The sequence below is a fragment of the Paenibacillus sp. XY044 genome (assembly GCF_002257645.1).
Classification (GTDB): Bacteria; Bacillota; Bacilli; order Paenibacillales; family Paenibacillaceae; genus Paenibacillus_AQ.
Genome location: NZ_NQMO01000001.1, coordinates 111,480 through 130,650, shown reverse-complemented (window position 1 = coordinate 130,650; position 19,171 = coordinate 111,480). Strand labels below are relative to the sequence as shown.

Annotated in this window: 15 protein-coding genes; 3 read left to right on the top strand and 12 right to left on the bottom strand. The window is 54.7% G+C overall.

What is annotated here, in order from left to right:
- Positions 1 to 46: 46 nt before the first annotated feature.
- Positions 47 to 1,927 (top strand): LTA synthase family protein, encoded by a 1,881-nt coding sequence (locus CJP46_RS00560; protein ID WP_094593675.1) that lies wholly within the window; start codon positions 47 to 49, stop codon positions 1,925 to 1,927.
- A gap of 142 nt (positions 1,928 to 2,069) precedes the next feature.
- On the opposite strand, the gene CJP46_RS00555 is transcribed toward CJP46_RS00560, so the two are convergent.
- Positions 2,070 to 2,717, bottom strand: coding sequence for a CBS domain-containing protein (locus CJP46_RS00555; protein ID WP_094593674.1), 648 nt, complete (start codon positions 2,715 to 2,717; stop codon positions 2,070 to 2,072).
- Positions 2,718 to 2,883: 166 nt separating this feature from the next.
- On the opposite strand from CJP46_RS00555, the gene fsa reads away from it, so the two are divergent.
- Positions 2,884 to 3,558 (top strand): fructose-6-phosphate aldolase, encoded by a 675-nt coding sequence (gene fsa / locus CJP46_RS00550; protein ID WP_094593673.1) that lies wholly within the window; start codon positions 2,884 to 2,886, stop codon positions 3,556 to 3,558.
- 87 nt (positions 3,559 to 3,645) lie between these two features.
- Here fsa and CJP46_RS00545 read toward each other — a convergent pair whose 3' ends face one another.
- The 5 genes from CJP46_RS00545 to CJP46_RS00525 form a co-directional block, all read right to left on the bottom strand.
- Positions 3,646 to 5,028, bottom strand: coding sequence for an MGH1-like glycoside hydrolase domain-containing protein (locus tag CJP46_RS00545; RefSeq protein WP_094593672.1), 1,383 nt, complete (start codon positions 5,026 to 5,028; stop codon positions 3,646 to 3,648).
- Between the two features lie 18 nt (positions 5,029 to 5,046).
- Positions 5,047 to 5,892, bottom strand: coding sequence for a carbohydrate ABC transporter permease (locus CJP46_RS00540; protein WP_179280978.1), 846 nt, complete (start codon positions 5,890 to 5,892; stop codon positions 5,047 to 5,049).
- Entirely contained in the window at positions 5,870 to 6,925 is a 1,056-nt protein-coding gene (locus tag CJP46_RS00535) for a carbohydrate ABC transporter permease (protein ID WP_256992139.1), read from the bottom strand. The genes CJP46_RS00540 and CJP46_RS00535 overlap by 23 nt, the downstream gene beginning before the upstream one ends.
- A 13-nt stretch (positions 6,926 to 6,938) precedes the next feature.
- Positions 6,939 to 8,213, bottom strand: a complete 1,275-nt coding sequence (locus CJP46_RS00530; protein WP_094593670.1) for an ABC transporter substrate-binding protein — start codon at positions 8,211 to 8,213, stop codon at positions 6,939 to 6,941.
- Positions 8,214 to 8,274: 61 nt separating this feature from the next.
- A complete protein-coding gene (locus tag CJP46_RS00525) occupies positions 8,275 to 9,330 on the bottom strand; it encodes a LacI family DNA-binding transcriptional regulator (RefSeq protein WP_179280977.1) in 1,056 nt (351 codons plus the stop codon).
- A gap of 325 nt (positions 9,331 to 9,655) precedes the next feature.
- On the opposite strand from CJP46_RS00525, the gene CJP46_RS00520 reads away from it, so the two are divergent.
- Positions 9,656 to 11,458, top strand: coding sequence for a glycoside hydrolase family 36 protein (locus tag CJP46_RS00520; protein WP_094593668.1), 1,803 nt, complete (start codon positions 9,656 to 9,658; stop codon positions 11,456 to 11,458).
- 120 nt (positions 11,459 to 11,578) lie between these two features.
- Here the strand turns inward: CJP46_RS00520 and CJP46_RS00515 are convergent, their stop codons facing one another.
- From CJP46_RS00515 to bcbE, 6 genes are all read right to left on the bottom strand, one after another.
- Positions 11,579 to 12,340 (bottom strand): DeoR/GlpR family DNA-binding transcription regulator, encoded by a 762-nt coding sequence (locus tag CJP46_RS00515; protein ID WP_094593667.1) that lies wholly within the window; start codon positions 12,338 to 12,340, stop codon positions 11,579 to 11,581.
- 106 nt (positions 12,341 to 12,446) lie between these two features.
- Entirely contained in the window at positions 12,447 to 13,178 is a 732-nt protein-coding gene (locus tag CJP46_RS00510; RefSeq protein ID WP_094593666.1) for a LutC/YkgG family protein, read from the bottom strand.
- Complete coding sequence (locus CJP46_RS00505; protein ID WP_094593665.1) at positions 13,175 to 14,680, bottom strand: LutB/LldF family L-lactate oxidation iron-sulfur protein; 1,506 nt, start codon at positions 14,678 to 14,680, stop codon at positions 13,175 to 13,177. Before CJP46_RS00505 ends, CJP46_RS00510 begins: the two co-directional genes overlap by 4 nt.
- Complete coding sequence (locus tag CJP46_RS00500) at positions 14,658 to 15,407, bottom strand: (Fe-S)-binding protein (RefSeq protein ID WP_094593664.1); 750 nt, start codon at positions 15,405 to 15,407, stop codon at positions 14,658 to 14,660. Before CJP46_RS00500 ends, CJP46_RS00505 begins: the two co-directional genes overlap by 23 nt.
- Positions 15,408 to 15,590: 183 nt before the next feature.
- Positions 15,591 to 17,660 carry a bifunctional aldolase/short-chain dehydrogenase gene (locus CJP46_RS00495; RefSeq protein ID WP_094593663.1) on the bottom strand — a complete coding sequence of 690 codons (2,070 nt, stop codon included), beginning with the start codon at positions 17,658 to 17,660 and terminating at the stop codon, positions 15,591 to 15,593.
- 214 nt (positions 17,661 to 17,874) lie between these two features.
- On the bottom strand, positions 17,875 to 19,158 hold the full coding sequence (gene bcbE / locus CJP46_RS00490) for a bacillibactin exporter BcbE (protein WP_094593662.1): 1,284 nt from the start codon (positions 19,156 to 19,158) through the stop codon (positions 17,875 to 17,877).
- Positions 19,159 to 19,171 lie beyond the last annotated feature (13 nt).

Below are 19,171 nucleotides of genomic sequence, written 5' to 3'. Positions count from 1 at the left end.
ACTTGTAAATACCAACGAACACTGTAAAGAACAGAAAGGAGCAGGTATGATCGACTTCCGTTCCACTTATTCCAGACCGAAAACGCCCTTTATCGCCGTTTTCGTCGTCCTGCTGCTCAAACTGCTGCTCCTGCGGTACTTTTTCTTCCATGATATTCTGTGGAGCCGGATTACCGCCGACGCAGCTGCGTTGCTGGTGCTGCTGGGCATCATTGAGCTGATCACCCCTGCGAAAGCAAAGGGATGGGTCTATTGGATTTTTAACGTTATTTTCTCGATTCTTATGTTTGCGTCGGCGCTGTATTTTCAGCATTTCAATTCGGTGCCGACTTATACGGCGCTGTTTGAGCTGAAGCAGGTGCTGCAGATTAAGGAAAGCGTCCAATCGACGATCGAGACGGTGAACTATTTATTTTTTGTCGACGTCGTGATCGTCGCTCTCCTGTGGCTGGTCGGCCGCTGGATACCGCTGCGGATTTCGCTGCGCACGCCGCTTCGCAAAGTCTGGCCGGCGGTCCTGTGCGTCATCGCCCTGATCGTCTCCGGGCTGTACATCAACGCCGACCGCTCGATCACCAATGAGCTAATGCAGGCGGAGCATCTTGGCTTCCTGGATTACCAGGTGGCCGCCGGGATCCGGGCCAGCCAGGAGAACAGCATTATCGCCTCGGGCAACCTGGACGAGACCGTGCAGAAGATCAATCAGGCCGAGCAATCTTATCCGTATGCCGAAAAAGGAGCCCCTAAAGACAAGCCGGCATCGTTCGGAGCGGCCAAGGGCAAGAACGTCATCGTCATTCAAATGGAGGCGTTCCAGAACTTCCCGATCCATTTGTCGACGGGAGGCCAGGAGCTGACGCCAGTCCTGAACCAGCTGGCTGACGGCGGCTTGTATTTTCCGCATGTCTTCCAGCAGATCGGACAAGGCAATACGTCGGACGCCGAATTTATGAGCAACACATCGATCTATCCGACGGGTAGCGTTGCGATGTCAAGCGGCTTCGGCGACCGGGAGCTCCCGAGCATGCCGCGTCTTTTGGAGCAGCTCGGTTATACGGCCGACACGTTTCACGTCAACGACGTGAAGTTCTGGGACCGTGATCAGCTCTACCCGGCGCTGAACTTTACGAATTATTACGACAAGAAGTCGTACAAGAACGATCACTTCAACGATTTCGGCGCTTCGGACGAAGAGCTGTACCGGGTCGGTCTGGACAAGCTGTCCGAACTGCATGACCAGGGCAAGCCGTTCTATGCCCAGTTCGTCACCGCATCCAGCCATTTTCCGTTCAAGGTGCCAGAGGACCGCAAGAAAATCAAGGTCCCTGATTCCATTCAGGGAACCCAGCTAGGCGACTACCTGACGGCAGTAAATTACACCGACTATGCGATCGGCACCCTGATCGACGGCCTCAAAGCGAAAGGCATGTGGGATGACACCGTGCTCGTCATCTACGGCGACCATTTCGGGCTTCAGCCGCAGGACAACGATCCGGCCGTCATCAAGCAGGCGCTCGGCATCACCTATGACCAGCGGGTCACCCGCTTCAACATCCCGTTGATCATGCATGTCCCTGGAAAACAAGGCAAGGTCGTCGACCAGGTCGGCGGTCAGCTGGACATTATGCCGACGCTTGCGAACCTGCTGGGCATTTCGCTCAAGGACAAGCGTTTCACCGCTTTTGGCCATGACCTGCTCAACATCGACCATAATGTCGTCGGCATGCGGTATTATCTGCCGACAGGCTCTTTCTTCAACAACGACATTTTGTTCGTGCCGGGCAAGGGCTTTGAAGATGGCACTGCCATCTCCCTGAAGACGATGCAGCCCGTCGCCGACTTCTCGAAATACCGCATAGATTACGACTATATTTTGAACCTGATGAAACTGTCGGACGAATACGTAAGGCTGCTTCCAAGACGGTAAAGGCCATTGGCAAAAAGCCGGCTTCTTCCATTCCATGCGGGAAGGGATAAGCCGGCTTTTTTTGTGTTTTTATCTTTTATTTTGAAGCAAAGCCCCTCCGGGACCACTTTCGGTCCAAGAAGGACTTGGTTAAAGCGACGGTTTAATTTGGGGCCGGCGAACCGCCTTCACCCGCCAGACTGATCAATACGCGCAAAATATCCGTTTTGGTTACCCGGCCAATCATGACGCTGTCTCCCTCGCCGGAAACGACGGGCAGGCAGTTCACCTGATGCTTTACCAGCTTGTCAGCCGCATCCAGCACCGTCTCCTCGGGCGTCAAGGCCGCCATGTGCGCCCGGCGGGTCATCGCCAGACCGACGGGAATCGTGCTCAAATCCGCATGCCCCATCGTCAGTTTCAGCACGTCCTTGCGGGAGACGACCCCTTTCAGCTCACCGGACTCGCCGGTCACCATCAGCGTTCCCGTATTCTCGCACAGCAGCTGCACCACGGCATCGTAGGCCGTCGCCTGCTCGGAGATGGTCACGGGGGCGCTGTATATATCCTTCACGTATATTTGCTGCAATCTTTGTTCAAACTCACCATGGGAGCTTGTCGTTTCGCCGGGAAAATACCCTACCTTCGGCTTGGCGTTGACCAAGCCCAGCATCGTGAGCAGGGACAGGTCCGCACGCAGGGTCGGGCGGCTGAGGCCGATCATCTCAGCGATCTGATCGCCTGTAACGGGAGCATGCTCCCGCACAAGTTCCACGATATCCAGCTGTCTCGGAGTTAGTTGAATGGGAATCCTCTCCTTTGAGAAAAATCATCTGAAGCTGCAATTTCATTGTTATACCTCAAGCAGCATGGTTTAAATAATTATTGTGTCATAAATCAGTTATGATACACACTATTATAAAATTTATTTTAACCGATAGCCATATCTTTTCATAATCGAAGGAGGAGGCAGTGACATGAAATTTTTCCTGGACACGGGCAACATCGACGAAATCAGACGGATCTCCCGCCTGGGACTGGTGGACGGGGTGACCACTAATCCGTCCCTGATCGCCAAGGAAGGCCGGGACTTCAAAGAGGTCATTCAGGAGATTTGCAGCATCGTCTCCGGCCCGGTCAGCGCCGAAGTCATCGGCACCAAAGCCGAGGACATGCTGAAGGAAGCGTACGAAATTGCTGAATGGGCACCGAACGTCGTCATCAAGGTGCCGATGACCGAAGACGGGCTGTATGCCTGTCATGAATTAACCAAAAAAGGCATAAAAACGAACGTGACGCTGATCTTTTCCGCCGCGCAGGGCCTGATGGCCGCGAAAGCCGGGGCTACGTACATCAGCCCGTTCATCGGACGCCTGGACGATATCGGCATTGAAGGCATGGAGCTGATTCGCGAGCTGAAGCAAATCCTCGTAAACTACGGCATGACGTCCGAAATTATCGCGGCCAGCATCCGGAATATCAAGCATGTGGAGGACGCGGCGATCGCCGGCGCCCATATCGCGACCATCCCCTGTTCGCTCCTGCCGACCCTGTGGAAGCATCCGCTGACCGACAGCGGAATCGAGCGCTTCCTGGCCGACTGGGAGAAAGTGCCGAAAGCGGCCAAGAGCCAGGCGAAGGCTGGCGAGTAAGTAAGCAGCACACGAATAATCTGCGAACAACCCGGCTGGGGTTTCCCGGCCGGGTTGTTTTTAATAGATGGGCCACAACGATCCGGTCTACGTCCGGCAGGTTATTCGGTGAGTCTCCCCCTGTTTCACCAGGACGGTAACAAATGCGATTTCCCGGCCGTCCGCAGTGATTTCCGTTCTCGGGGAGATCCGTTCGCCATTGTGATAAAAAGCCTCTGCGTTTCCTTGAAACGCTGCTTTCCAGGTAAAGTCCTGCCCTGCTTGAAGCGTGACGCAAGTCTCTTCTCCCCGCTCATGCCGAACCTGGATCGTTCGTCCAAGGACGGGAAGTTCCCCAATTTCCGCCCAAGCAAGCGAATCATCCAGCTGCGGCAGGGTGGAAATCTCATGGGCTCCGTCAGCAGCGATGCCCATCAAGCCCGTCGCAACGGCACCTACGACGCAGAAGGAAACCTCCGGGTATTCCCGGCGCTCGAGCGCAGGATCCACCAATTCCTTCAGTTCACGGAATGCTTGCTGGGCAAGGCCGTACCGGTAAAAAATATCCGGAAGGTAGGTTTTGCCCTCCACATTCGGAGCGCCGTTGGTGTCCAAATCGTGCAGCGCTTTTTGAAGCTGATCGGAGCGGGTGACAGCCCCGTAGTACAGCGGGAGAAAATTGCCTTCTGCACAGTACGGATCGGCGAAGGAGCGGTCCTGCAGCATCATGCCGTAAAAGCGCTGCCGGTTCTCGTTCCACCATGTGCTCCCATACATCCGCTCAAGCGAGTGTGCTTTCGCCGCGTACGTTTCGGAAGCCTGCGGATTCCCCGTCAGATCCGACATGCGTGCGGCGGCCCGGTAGGCGGCAATTTGCACGCCGACCATATCGCCGCCCGCCAAAGGATGCTGGCCGGCTTCATTATACGTCGCCAGTCCCCGGCGCCCGTATTCGGGATAATACTCCAAAACGCCGTCCCTGTCCCTGTCCCACGTGTCAACATAATCCGTCAGGGTTACTTCGTAAAAATGGCGCAGCACGGGATCCTCGATATAATCCCGGTCGCCCGTCCACAAAAACTGCCGCCAGGCCGTTTCAATCAGGTCGAAATTGGCGGGAAGGTTATACCAAAAGTCCTGATCATGGTCATAATCCACCGCAGCAGGCAGATTATCTTTCGTTATTTCCCAAAAGGTACACCAATCCCGCGATGACGCAATTTTCTCGGCAAAACGTTTAATCATGTTTTTCGTATGGGGGCTGAGCCCCAGAGCAGCAGCACCGGCGCTGTGGTGCATCACGTCCCGCATGCAGAACGCTTCCCTTTCGGGCAGGGCCGCCTCATACCATAATCCAACGGCATCCCCACCAAAATGGGCATATGCCAATGCCTGACGCTTCGCCCAGGCAAATCCCTCATTCAATGCATCGTCGTCGGACCTGAACGTCACCGCCCCTGCCTTGGCGCGGATATCATGCACGTCATTCATCCTGCTTCACTCCTTCTTCTAACTCTCTTTTGATCCGGAGAACGTCAGTCCTTCCATGAAGGCCTTTTGCGCGCTGAAGAACAAAATAATGCACGGCAGCGTAATCACGATGGCTGCTGCCATCAACAGATTTGTATCCGTGGAATACGTCCCCTGAAAGCCGGCCAGACCCAGCGTAAGCGTCTTCCAACGGTCGCTGTTGATATAGATCAACGGGCCCATGAAGTTGTTCCAGGCGCCCATAAACATCATGACCCCGACTCCCGTCAGAGCCGGCTTGGACAGCGGCAAAAAGATCGTCCGCCAAATTTTGAAATAACCGCAGCCGTCAATGACTGCCGCTTCCTCTAAACCCACAGGTAACCGCGAATAAAACTGGCGGAACAAAAAGATATAGAACGGCGAGCCGAAGAACGCCGGCACGATAAGCGGATACAAGGTATCCAGCATACCGAGCTTTTTAAATAAAATGAACTGCGGAATCATCGTAACTTCACCCGGCAGCAGCATGGTTGATAATACGAGCAGGAACAGAAACCCGCTTCCTTTAACCCTTAAACGGGCAAAAGCATAACCGACCAAAGAACAGGAAAACACGGTACCAATGATGGGAAGAACGGTGGTGATCAGCGTATTGACCAAATAGCGGCCAAAAGGGAACGCCGTCAACGCTTTCGCGTAATTTTCCCAGCGCCAGTGCTGCGGCCAAATGTTCATGCCGGAAACCGCGATTTCCTCCAGATTGCGGAGCGACGCGGAAATCATCCACACAAACGGATACAGGAACGCCGCTGCGCCCGCCAACAGCACCAGGTAAGCCAGCCACCGGATTCCGGGGGATTTACGCTTCTTTTTTACGGACACGGCGCTTCCTCCCTCCCACTTCATTTTCGTAATACACCCATAATGCGCTGCTGCGGAACACCAACAAGGTGAACAGCAAAATGATCACGAACAGCACCCAGGCCAACGCAGAGCCGTAGCCCATCTTGAACCACATGAACGCGTTTTGATACAAGTAATACGCATAGAACAGCAGCGAATTGTCCGGTCCTCCGTTGACAAGGAAGCCTTGAGTGAAGGTCTGGAACGCCCCGATCATGCTCGTGACGGCATTAAAGAACAGAATGGGCGAAATTTGCGGAAGCGTCACATGCCACAGCCTGCGAAGAACGGTTGCTCCGTCGATTTCGGCCTGCTCATAGAGCGATTGCGGAATATCCGACAATCCGGCCAAGTAAATGATCATATTGCCTCCGACCGTCCACAGGCTCATCAGGATGATGGCCGGCATCGACCAATGCGGATCGGACAGCCAGGCCGGACCGTGAATGCCCGCGAAACGCAGCACCGAATTGATCAGCCCAACGTTCGGGTTGAAAATCCAAATGAACAGCACCATTTGGGCAACCCCCTGCACGAGCGTGGGCAAATAATAAACGGTACGGAATACGTAAATGCCGCGCAGCTTCAAATTCATCAACAGGGCAATCCCGAAAGACAACACCACCTGGAGTGGAACACTGACCAACGTGTAGTAGAACGTCACGGCAAGCGATTTATAAAACATCGTATCCTTAAACAGCATTCGGTAATTGTCCGTCCCTGCCCACACCGGGTCGCTGACCACCTCCCACTGGGTAAAGCTGATATAGAAGGAGAAGACCATCGGCCCCAGCGTAAAGAGCAGGAAACCAATGACCCATACCGACACGAACATGTAAAAGCTGGCTGTCTTCATATGGATCACTTTTTTGCGTACCAGAAACCGCGTGATTAGAAAAAGAAGGGCATACACCACTGCCATGACGGTCAGGAACGGGAAGAGCGGCAGCAATGCCGCTGGAACCCCCATCCCCTGAAAGAAGTTATATATGAGTTCAATAAGTCCGTTCATAGGCTTTCTCCCATTATTTTTGTTTCAAAATATTGTCAATTTTCTCCGCTACCTGAGGGAACACTTCCTTCACATCTTTGCTGCCGATTCCGATGGGGGTTTGATCGTCGATCGCTTTCATTTCATTGCCGATCTCATTCGTCCGTTTTTGCGCTTCCTGCGGATGCTGTTTCTCGGACGCCAAAACAAAAGCTTTCAGGTTTTTGTCAGGATAAATTTGCTCGAACGCCCCGGTTGCGCTTGCCAAAACCGGTACTCCATACGCGCTTTTGTTGCCCCCTATAATTTTTTGCGCCTCCTCATCCTGGGTCAGATGCTGAATGAAGATCTTGGCTGCCTCAGCGTTTTTGCTGTCTTTGCTCAGAGCCAGGCCGTTCACCTCTTTGGAGCCACCGCCACCCGGGAAAGGAACGATATCCCAGTCAAAGCCTTTGACATCCGCCAGCTGCGGGATATACCATGGGCCAAAATCGGTGTACATGGCGATGCGCCCGCTCAGGAACCAGTTCATCATGTTCTGTCCCTGCTTCTCGTTGTCGCTCGGTACGATGCCTTCCTGCTTGGCGGCGACGATATACTCTCCGGCCTTAATTGCTTCCGGGGATCCCAGAAGGGATTGGGCGTGATCGTCGGAGTAAAACGTACCGCCGAACGAATAGATCAGATTCGGCAAATACAAGGGCTCCGAGCCGAAAACTTTGGAGCTGCCCTCACCGGTGGCCACCTTCTTGGCCATTTCATCGAACTGGTCCATTGTCATAGGCTCGGTTGGGCTGGGAAGAGGAATATTGTTTTTCTTGAAAAAATCGAGATTGATGGCCATGACCTTAGGTTTGATAATAAACGGCACGGCATAGGCCTTACCGTCGACTGACAGCGAATCCACCAGAGACGGCGAGCTGAAGGCCGACGGATCCACCTGCTGTTCCTGGAAAGCGCTTGCAAATCCGGGTAAATCCCCGCCCGAAATCAACATCACGTCAGGAGCCGTTCCTCCGGCAATCATGGTCTGCAGTTTCGTGAGATAATCCTGCTGAATCCATTGGCTCTCCACTTTAATATCGGGGTAGGACTTTTCAAAATCAGCAATCACTTGTTTGATGGCGTCGGCTTCCGTCTGCGCGCCCCAGTAAGCAAACGTAATCTTTCCTTTGGCGCCCGAGCCGGTGCTTTCGCCCGCGGCGCCGCCCTCGCTTTGCGTCGAATCCGCAGTTCCGGAGTTTCCGGAACATGCGGTCATTCCGATGACAACAAATAAAGATACTACGAACAACAGCCATTTTTTCATCGTTTAATGCCCCCTAACGATTGTTTGTGCGGCTGCGGCTCTTTCGCTCCCTCTGTCTGTCCTATTTCTGGACAGCCGTTTTGGGAAATCGGCCAGCGCCGCATGAGCTTCTTACGATTAACTTGGACGGAAGTACCACTTTAAGCGGAACCTCCCTGCCGCCAATCCTTTCCAGCAGCATTTTCACGGCGGTTTGACCCATCTGTTCGGTATAAATTTTGACCGTAGTCAGCGGCGGGTCCATATAAGCAGCCATCTCGATATCGTCAATCCCGACGAGCGCCACATCCATCGGCACTTTCACGCCCGCCTCCTTTAACGCTCTGCTTGCCGCGATGGCCATGGGATCCGATCCGATCAAGAAAGCTTCCGGCAGTTTCCCCTTTTTAATGGCGTCCTTCATCAGCTGATATCCGGACGACATGGAGAAATTGCTGCCGATATGGACATGCTCCGGCATATATAAGTTTTTATTTTTCATGTAAGCTTCAAAACTGCTTTGGCGCTGGTCGATGGAATCGATCCCCGTGCTGGAACCGAACCGGTTGATAAAATCGCGGGAGCTGATCAGACCGATTTTGGTATATCCAAGGCCTGTCAAGTGATCCAGCGCCGTCGTGGTCACTTTATTGAAATCGACAACGACGGAATCAAAGCGGTCCTCGTCCGGAGAATAATCCACGAACACGATATTTTGGATCCGGTTAAAGAACAAATTGTAAGGGTCAAATTCAAATTTGCCGATCACGATCAGGCCGTCGAGGCCGGACAGGCTTTCATAAGATTCATGATTGACCCAGCGGATCGTCCGGGTAATATGCAGCCCCATCTGGTTGAATTCCTTCTCGATTTGCATCCGGATGGACAAATAATATGGATCTTCACTTTCGAATTGTTCGGAACAAAAAGTAACCAGACCGATTTTGTAATCTTTTAACGGCATGGACTTGCTGACCGCACGTTTGGAAGCCATGTTATACTGCAGCTGTTCCGCGGCGGAAATGATTTTTCTTCTCGTTTCTTCCAGCACCGATAAAGACGGATCACCGTTTAACACGCGGGAAACCGTGGAAGGAGACACCCCTGCCAAACTTGCAACATCACGAATATTTGCCAACACCAATCACCTTTTCCGTTACATTTTTTGGGAAACACCCCTTACTGTTATTTTAGTACCTTACAGACCATTTGCCAAACGAAACGTCTTTTGTTTACTAAACAAAATCCTGAGATGTTTTTCGTTTTTCAATATAACAGAGAACATCGGCCTTGACAATACTCTAATAAAAAAACATGAAACCGTAGTTTCTAAGCTGCTTCAGTGCATAAGCGCATTCCACATGATACTGTTTGAATTTTGTTGTTTACTATACGTTTCGTAAATTCTATACTATTGTTGGAATGATACGACTAAATTCGGCTTGAATGCGCAGGAGGAGTTTATGAAAAATTTGATGAACGCTTCATCCCCGATCGTCACGTTTCATGATACGAGGCAATTTTTCGATGTCTCGCAGCACATCGAAATCGTGGAAGACAGCGTATGGCTGATTCATTTGAAGCTGCGGGCTGCAGCTGGAACACAGCCCCCCGCCTGTCGGCTGGAGTGGTCCCTGCCGGCCATAGATATCCACTCGATGTGGCACCCGGGAAGCGACCGGAACAAAGCTTTTCAGATCGACTGGGGCGAGGGATTTACATCAAGAAGTACCTCTTCGGCTCCCGTTGCCGCCCTGTTTAATGGGGAAGGAAGAAACCGGATAACCTTTGCGTTTACCGATGCGCTGAATCATTTGACGGTCAAGGCAGGGATTCACGAAGAGGATTCGACGTTCCTCTGCTCGATCACGCTGTTCGAAGAGCCGGTATTGATGAAGGGTGAGTATGAAGCCACACTTCGGATTGACCAGCGTGACGTTCCTTATTACGAGGCTCTGGAGGAGGTTGTCCAGTGGTGGGCTCGGCAGCCTGGAATGACGCCTTCCCCGCCTCCGGCGGAGGCGCTGGATCCTGTCTACTCCACCTGGTATGCCTATCATCAGGACATCACGGCAGATGCGCTGGAGGAGCAGGCCAGGCTGGCCAAAGAACTCGGATGCGATACGATCATCGTGGACGACGGCTGGCAAACCGAAGATAACAGCCGTGGGTATGCGTATACCGGAGACTGGGAGGTTTGCGCGGATAAATTCCCGGATATGGGGGCGCATGTCGCCGCCATTCAGGACCTGGGTATGAAGTACATGCTGTGGTACTCCGTCCCGTTTGTCGGAAAGCACAGCAAAGTATGGGACCAATTTGCGGACAAGCTCCTCGGCATCGACGACAATCTGAATGCCGGGATTCTGGACCCCCGAATTCCGGAAGTGCGGGAGTATTTGATCCGGGTATACGAGCAAGCGGTAACCAACTGGAACATTGACGGGCTCAAGCTCGATTTCGTGGACAGTTTCCGCCTCACGGCGGGCTTGCCAGGTGTGTCCGCTCACGGAAACGGTGGAGATTACGCGTCCGTCCCCGAGGCCGTCGACCGCCTGCTGTCCGACGTCATGGGCCGGCTCAAAGCGCTCAAGCCCGATATTCTGATCGAATTCCGTCAAACGTATATCGGGCCGCTTATGCGAACATACGGAAATATGTTCCGAGCGAATGATTGCCCGAACGATTTTATTCAGAACCGTGTCCGTACGCTGGATCTGCGTCTTCTTTCGGGCCACACGGCGGTCCATTCCGACATGATCATGTTCAATCCCCAGGATACGGCGGAAAATGCGGCGATGCAGATGATCCACGTCATGTTTGCCGTACCGCAAATTTCGGTTCGCTTGGACCGGATCGGAGACCGGCATCTGGCCATGCTCCGGTTTTGGGTCGGCTTTTGCCGCGATCACCGGGATGTGCTGCTGCATGGAAAACTCCAGCCATTTCATCCGGAACTGCTGTATCCTATAGTCACGGCCATCAGCAGGAACAAAACGATCATCGCCGTATACTCCGAGACCGTCGTAGAGCTGGATCACCCTTCCGAACGACTCATCATAGTAAATGGCACGCCAGGGAATCGATTGTACCTCCGTTTCTCCTGTTCATTCCCGGGAAGCTATGCGATGGAGATCAAAGACTGCTGCGGGCAAACCGTGCGCTCACAAACCGTAGAGCTGAATGAAGGTTTGCAAGAGTTGGTCGTCCCGTCGGCAGGAGTGGTCGGTTTGGTGCTGAATCCACTGCATATCGAGCTGGCATGATGAACAAAAAAGTGCTTGCTCCCAACTAAAAAAACCTCCCGCGAAAGCTGTTTTCCAGCCTTCGCGGGAGGTTTCGTCATATGCAAGTCAATGAATCTTCCTGCATTCTTAAATGGACGTCTACCCCGCAATGATCAGCTCGATCGATTTCTCCCGGAGCAGCGACACGTCCTTCTCATCGGCATGGCCGTCAGTGATCAGCACATCCACTTCGGACCAATCGGCCAGATGGGTAAACGCCTGCACGCCGATTTTGCTCGCATCGGCCAGGATGTACACGGACTTCGCTTGCCGGATCATCCGGTGCTTGACCATCGCCTGCAGCTCGTTCGATTCGCTGATCCCCCGGTCCAAATGCACGCCCTTGCAGGAAATAAACGCCTTATCCACATAATAGGATTCCAGGCCGCGTTCGGCGAGCGGGCCGACATAGGACAGCGAATGGGCTGCCAGCATGCCGCCCGTCGAAATGACCTCGATCTTCTCCTTCGAGGACAGCTCCAGGGCTACCTTGATGGAGTTGGTGACCACGGTCAAAGGAATGTCCGGCAGGATCGAAGCCATATACCACGCCGTCGAGCTGGCATCAAGGGCGATGCGGTCGCGCGGCTCGATCCGCCGCACCGCTTCTTCGGCAATCCGCTTCTTCTCGTCCTGATGGATGACCTCCCGCTCGAAATACGGGGTCTCCGCCTGGGTCTCCTTAACGCTAACGGCTCCGCCATGGCTCCGCCGCAGCTTGCCCTGCTGCTCCAGTCGGTCCAGATCACGGCGAATCGTCTCTTCGGTTACGCCGCACAGCTCGCTCAGCTCGGATACCCGGATGCTGCCGCGCTCATTGACCAGCCGCACGATGGTATCATAACGTTCCGCAACTAACATAGCTTCCCTCTTTCGTTCTATCGTACACCCATTATATAGATTTGCCTGTTCCCGGACAACGTGTCATCCACTTGCCCCCTATAAGCGGGGAGTCTCCGGATTCGGATTATCCGACAATCAAAGCGTAGGCGATCCCCGGTCCGTGAACGCCGATGGTCAGGTCGTTCTCGATGTCCGAAGAGCGGCTCGGCCCCGAGATGAAATGCACTCCTGCCGGCAGCCCACCCTCGGCGCTGAGGGGCAGGCGGCCCATAACCTCGCCGAGCCGCGTCTTCATGCGTTCCGCAGGAACGATGGCGATCAGCAGGTTGGGCAGGAGGGACACGGACCGGCCTTTCTCTGCCGAAGACGTGACCACCAGCGAGCCGGTATATGCCACGGCGTCGTCCACGAGCGCAATCCCCGCATCCGTATAGGCCGCAGCAGTTAGAGAGTCGTCCGCCTCCCGTCCGTTCCATACCCGATGCGCAAGCTCCGGCAAATGCTGTTCCAGCCGGAGCTCAGCCAACTCGGGGAGATCGTGGCGGATCGTGGACTGCGCCCCGTGCTCCTGCAGAATCCGGATCACGACACCGGACAAGTCCTCCCAGCCGGTAATGCGCTCGGTATGGCCGCCGGCGGCGCGCCAGTTCGCCATAAAGCGGTCGATCCGCTCTTCCTGAGTCAGCTCGTAGCGGTTCCAAAAATCCGGTGCGCCCCGATACGGGTGCTCCGGCTTGCGGGAATCCGCCGCGCCCCCATGCCCGAGGCGGCTGGCAATATGACCGATGAACCGCTTCTGCTGCTCACGCGATTCCTGCTCCATTTTCGCCAAAAATGACGGATCGGATGTGCTCATCGCTTCATCCCCCTTTCCTTCCGGCCCGCGACGATGCTTTCCATGCGGGACTTCATCGCCTCAGACATCGGCGGGAGGCTGGCCCCGACCTCGGCGTCCAGCTGCGGCCAGCGTTCCCGGAACGATCTGCTAGGCAGCGCCGGAATGTGCCGGTATGCCGTCCAACCCTTAAGCGGACCGATTTGGGAGCGGATATATCCGTCCCGGACCAGCAGCTTCTGGCCCGTCTGGCCGAGCTTCACCGCCTGCTTAAAGCGGCCGGAACTCTTCATCAGCATCTTGAAGCCCTTCATCGCCAGCTTCTCGCCGGCTGCGGTATACCCCCGCTCCACCTTCCGGTTGCGCAAATAGACGAGCATGTCGTGCAGCGGAATCTTGACCGGACAGGCTTCATAGCAGGCGCCGCATAGACTGGAGGCGTTCGCGATGTCCTGCCACTCCTCGGCATTCTTGTTCAGCGCCGGCGTCAGCACCGCGCCGATCGGCCCGCTGTACGTTCCGGGATACGAATGTCCCCCGATATGGCGGTACACCGGGCAGGCATTCAGACATGCCCCGCAGCGGATGCAGTTCAAGAGCTCCTGGAAATCCGGATCGCCGAGCTGCAGCGAGCGGCCGTTGTCGACGATGATCAGGTGCATCTCTTCCGGGCCGTCTCCATCCGCCGTCCGGCGCGGTCCGGTGATGCCCGACATGTACACGGTCAGCTTCTGGCCGGTCGCCGAGCGCGGCAGGAGCGTCGCCATCACTTCGAGGTCATCCCAGGTCGGAATAAGCCGCTCCATCCCCATCAGCGTAATTTGCGTTTTCGGTACCGTGCTCACCATGCGGGCGTTGCCCTCGTTTTCAAAAATGACGATCGATCCGCTCTCAGCAATCCCGAAGTTGGCCCCGGTTAACCCGATGTCGGCTTCCAGAAACTTGTCGCGGAGCTTACGCCTTGCGAATCCGGCCAATATTTTCGTGTCCGGCGCCAGCGTCTCTCCGGCTTCCTTCGACAGCAGCTCGGCGATTTGATAGCGGTTTTTATGAATGGCCGGAATAATGATATGGGAAGGCGGTTCGTTCGCCAGCTGGATGATGTATTCACCCAGATCGCTTTCAATGGATTCGATGCCGATGCCCTCAAACGCTTCGTTGATATGCACTTCCTCGGAAACCATCGATTTGGACTTGACGACCGACTTGGCCTGCTTGTGCTTGGCAATCTCAACAGCGATTCGGGCGGCGTCCTTCGCCTCGGGGGCAAAATGCACATGTACTCCCTGCGCCCGGGCATTATCCACAAACTGGTTCAAATAGTAGTCGAGGTGGGCGATGGTATGGGCCCGGATCTGCCTGCCCCGCTCCCTCCACTCTTCCCAGTTACCGTGTTCCGCCGTCGCCGCTTTCTTCCCGTTCTTCAGCTTTTCGGTCGTAAACTTGACGGCATTGACGAGAAATTCGTCCTTCAGAGCGGTCTCCGCCCGTTCCTTTACGCTAGACCCCTGCGGCTTGCTCACGATGCATCACTCCCTCATACAGCAGTTCAGCCAGATGCATGACCCGGACCGGCTTGCCCTGAAAATGCAGATTGCCGCCGATGTTGAGCAGGCAGCCCATGTCCAGCCCGACCAGCACCTCGGCCTCCGTTTCCAGCACATGCTGGGTTTTCTCCTCGACCATTGCTCCCGAAATGTCGCTCATTTTGATGGCGAACGTCCCGCCGAAGCCGCAGCAGTCTTCCGCATAAGGAAGCGGAATCAGCTCCATACCCTGCACGCTGGCCATCAGCTGCATCGGCTCGTCTTTGATCCCGAGCAGCCGTGAGCCGTGGCAGGATGGATGATAGGTGACTCTATGGGGGAAAACGGCCCCCACATCCGTTACACCCAGCACCTGGACGAGAAATTGCGTGAACTCGTAGGTCTTCTCCTTAAGTGCCAGCGCTTTCTCCAGAAACAGAGGCTCATGTTCAAACAGCTTGGGGTAATAATGATGGATCATGCCGGTGCAGGAGCCCGAAGGGGCGATCACAAAATCGCTGTCGTCAAACGCTTCCAAAATCGTCCGCGCCGAAGCTCTGGCTTCATCCCAATAGCCGCTGTTAAAGGCCGGCTGGCCGCAGCAGGTCTGTACTTGCGGAAAATCAAGCCGGACGCCGTACCGCGCCAGCAAACGGGCCATCGCTTCACCGATGGGCGGAAACAGCGCGTCGCTGATGCAGGTAATGAATAGCGAAACCTTCACGGTGTAGTACCTCCTTTGCGGTTTAACATTCAAAATGTCTGACAGGGCGCCGGCAATCCGCCGGTGTCTGCCGTGTGTTATGGCAAGAGAGGGAGCGGCCCCTGCCAAACATGCTTGTTCAGCCGGATCCTGCTCCCCTTATCAGACGTTCAATCTGCGCCAGTTTCCCGTAAAACCGCTTGCCTACCGGGTAAATGCCGCCGGTACGCCGCCGTCGATCGTCAGCATGCAGCCGGTCGTCTTCTCCGACTTGGAAGAGGCGAAGTAGGCGATCCCTTCGGCCACATCCTTCGGATAAATGTTGACCAGCAGCGTCGTTCTCTTGCGGTAATGCTCTTCCAGCTGATCAGGCTCGATGCCGTAGGCAGCGGCCCGTTCGTTCCGCCAGTTGGAGTTCCAGATGGCCGATCCCTGCAGAATCGCATCCGGCAGAATCGTGTTGACACGGATGCCGTATTCTCCGCCCTCAGCCGCAATGCAGCGGGCCAGGTGGGCTTCCAGCGCCTTGACGGAACTGTAAGCCGTAACGTTCTTGCCGGCATAGACCGAATTTTTGGAGCCGACAAAAACCATGCTGCCGCCGATTCCCTGCTCCTTCATCTGCTTGAACGCTTCTCTGGCCACAAGGAAGTAACCCGTGCCGAGGACGTTGATGTTCAGATTCCATTCCTTCAGGGAGGTTTCGTCAAACGGACTCGAGGTCGCCAGACCGGCATTGTTGACGATGATGTCCACGCCGCCATAGGTCAATGCCGTTTCGGCTAGGGCATCCCTGACCATGTCCTCCTGGGTCACGTCCATCTTCACGGCCTTAGCCCGGCCTGCACCGTACTGGGCGTTGATTTCGGCTGCTACCTTCTCCGCGCCTTCCAGGTTCAGGTCGGCCAGAACGACATGAGCTCCTTCCGACACGAAGCGGCGCGCCGTTTCGCTGCCGATGCCGCCTGCGCCGCCGGTAATGAAGGCGACCTTGCGGGAGAACTCCGCTTCCGCCGGTGCCAAGGACAGCTTGTAAAGCTCAAGCGGCCAATATTCCACGTTGTAGGATTCGTTCTCGCTTAAGGATACGAATTGTCCCAGCGCCGTAGAACCTTTCATGACCGCGATCGCCCGGTGGTACAGCGCGCCGCTGACTCCCGCCATATCCAGGCTCTTGCCGGTGTTGACCATGCCGATCCCCGGAATGAGGATGACGCGCGGAGCCGCTTCGGACATGACATCTCCGTCGTTTTTGTTCCGTTCAAAATAGGCTTTGTATTCTTCCTTATACGCTTCGACCCCTTGACGCACCGCCGCTTTGAGGGATTCGACATCACCGCTTGCCGGATCCCAGTCGATATACAGCGGAACCCGCTTCGTATGCACCAGGTGATCCGGACAGGCTGCTCCCACCTGGGAGAGTTCCTTCGCGTCACGGCTGTTCACGAACTCCAGCACGTCTTCGGCATCGTCGTAAGTAACGATCATTTTTTTGCTGTCGCTGACCGCTCCGCGAATGACAGGCAGCACTTCGGACAGTAGGGATTTGCGCTTCTCCGGCGCCAAAGGCGCGTTCTTTTGCCCGCCGAAAACCTCGTCCTCCTGTACCTTTGCGGCAATATACGCTTCCGCTTTTTGGATCATGGCGATCGTCTGGTTGTAGGATTCCTCGGACGTCTGGCCCCATGTCACCAGACCGTGCTTCTCCATCAGCACCAGCTGTGCATTCGGATTGTTCCGGACGCCTTCGGCGATCATTTTCGACAGCGTAAATCCTGGACGGATATACGGCACCCATACGAAGGAATCCCCGTAGATCTCTTCGGCGATTTCTTTGCCGTTATCCGCGCAGCACAAGCTGATAATCGCATCCGGATGGGTATGGTCGACATGCGGATACGGAAGGAACGCGTGCAGCAGCGTCTCGATCGATGCTCTCGGATGCTTGCTGTCGATCATGCAGTGCGACAGGTAAGCCACCATCTCCTCATCCGACATTTCGTCACGCTCGATCAAAGGACGAATATCTTCAATCCGCAGGCCGGTAAAATGCTGCGCCTTCATCGTGGCCAGGTCCGAACCGCTCCCTTTTACCCACATGACCTCCACGTCACGGCCGCGAAAATCCTGCTCCACCGTCTTGAGCGACGTATTGCCTCCGCCCCAGTTGCATACGCTGCGGTCACTGCCGATCAGATTGGACCGGTACACCAGCTGGTCGACGCCGGCTTTCTGCCGGGAAGCTTCATCGGAATTCCATCGATTTTGTACCATTGTAAGGACGACCTCCAATAAGTTCTTTGTTTTTGTTTGTTTATATTTGTATTGGTTTGATTATAGCAGATTAACCTTTGCTTTTATACCCCTTTTTTATGTAAAGACAAATAAAAACGCAGCAGATCCGAAAAATCCAAACATTTTTCGAACCCGCCGCGTTTGCTTCGCCAGGCATGAACCCTATTTAATTTTAAAAATTTCAACCGGTTCCTCAGCGCGCCCTTATCCTTCTTCTCATCCCGATTCCCCGCCGTCCCGTGCCCCGGGTTCTGCGGCTCGAATCCTCCGGTTTGCTCGTGTTTTCCTTCGGTTTCACGGCCAGCAGCGTAAGCAGGACGCCAATCGCCCCCACCACCGCCATCGTCCCGAAGAGAATCCAGTGGGAGCTTTTCATCAGCAGGGATACGACCGGCGGGCCAAGCGACACCCCGATGTACCTCATGCTGCTGTACAGGGAGGTGATCGTTCCGCGCTGTTTTTGTTCAATGCCTTCCGTGATCAGGGCATCCATGCATGGAAGCGCGGTGCCGATGCCTGCTCCACTGATTGCGAAGAATGTTATGAGAAAAACGATCTGGCTGCTGAATCCCGCGATGACCAGACCGGCTGTCAGCAGCACCATGCCCGCAAAACCGGTCCATTTCATCCGCTTTTTGTTTTTGCCGATCACTTTGCCGGCGATAAACGATGCGAGGCATAACACCGCGAGTGGTATTGCGAGTACCAGACCTTTCACGATTCCATGCATGCCGTACTTGCTCTCCAGCGTCTCCGACAAATAAAACAGCACGCCGAACGTTATGAACATGCTGATTCCGCCAATCGCGAAAATGGCATACAACCATCGGCCTTTTTCATGCAAAATATCTTTGGTGTCCGACAAAAAATCTTTGATTGAAGTTTTGTTCTCGTTTTTCTTCTTTGGGGTCTTCACTAAAAAAGCTACCATGATCAACGAAATGATGCAGAGAACGGGAATCGCGAGAAAAGGAAGAAACCACACCATCAGAGCCAGCGCAGAACCGAGAATCGGACTGACCACCTTGCCGAATGTATTCGAGGTTTCAATGATCCCCAAGCTTTTGCTGACATCGTCTTCATCATCAAACATATCGCCCACAAGCGGAAGCACGATGGGGAAAGCCCCCGCTGCCCCGATGCCTTGCAGGAACCTGCCCCCGAGAATGATCCAGTACGCGGTGCCTCCGCTCGTCCACCAGGCGGCTGCCCCCGAAATCGCTCCTCCCGCTGCGGCAATGATCAAGCTGGGAATAATGACGGTTTTGCGTCCGAACCGGTCTGATAAATACCCGGCAATCGGAATCAGCAGGATCGCCACAACGCCAAACACCGTGATCAGCATACTGACCTGAAAAGCGCCGACGTGAAGCTTTTGCGATATCTCCGGCAAAATGGGAATTAACATGGAGTTGCCAAGCGTCATAATGAGCGGTATCGAGGCAAGCGCCACCAGATCCCATTTTTTGTCTTCCATGACGAGACCACCT

Coding starts and splice junctions, on each gene's coding strand:
- CJP46_RS00510 (WP_094593666.1), bottom strand. CDS start 13,178: ATGAGCACATCCGATCCGTCATTTTTGGCGAAAATGGAGCAGGAATCG.
- CJP46_RS00495 (WP_094593663.1), bottom strand. CDS start 17,660: ATGGTACAAAATCGATGGAATTCCGATGAAGCTTCCCGGCAGAAAGCC.
- CJP46_RS00530 (WP_094593670.1), bottom strand. CDS start 8,213: ATGAAAAAATGGCTGTTGTTCGTAGTATCTTTATTTGTTGTCATCGGA.
- CJP46_RS00535 (WP_256992139.1), bottom strand. CDS start 6,925: ATGAACGGACTTATTGAACTCATATATAACTTCTTTCAGGGGATGGGG.
- CJP46_RS00520 (WP_094593668.1), top strand. CDS start 9,656: ATGAAAAATTTGATGAACGCTTCATCCCCGATCGTCACGTTTCATGAT.
- CJP46_RS00515 (WP_094593667.1), bottom strand. CDS start 12,340: ATGTTAGTTGCGGAACGTTATGATACCATCGTGCGGCTGGTCAATGAG.
- bcbE (WP_094593662.1), bottom strand. CDS start 19,158: ATGGAAGACAAAAAATGGGATCTGGTGGCGCTTGCCTCGATACCGCTC.
- CJP46_RS00545 (WP_094593672.1), bottom strand. CDS start 5,028: ATGAATGACGTGCATGATATCCGCGCCAAGGCAGGGGCGGTGACGTTC.
- CJP46_RS00560 (WP_094593675.1), top strand. CDS start 47: ATGATCGACTTCCGTTCCACTTATTCCAGACCGAAAACGCCCTTTATC.
- fsa (WP_094593673.1), top strand. CDS start 2,884: ATGAAATTTTTCCTGGACACGGGCAACATCGACGAAATCAGACGGATC.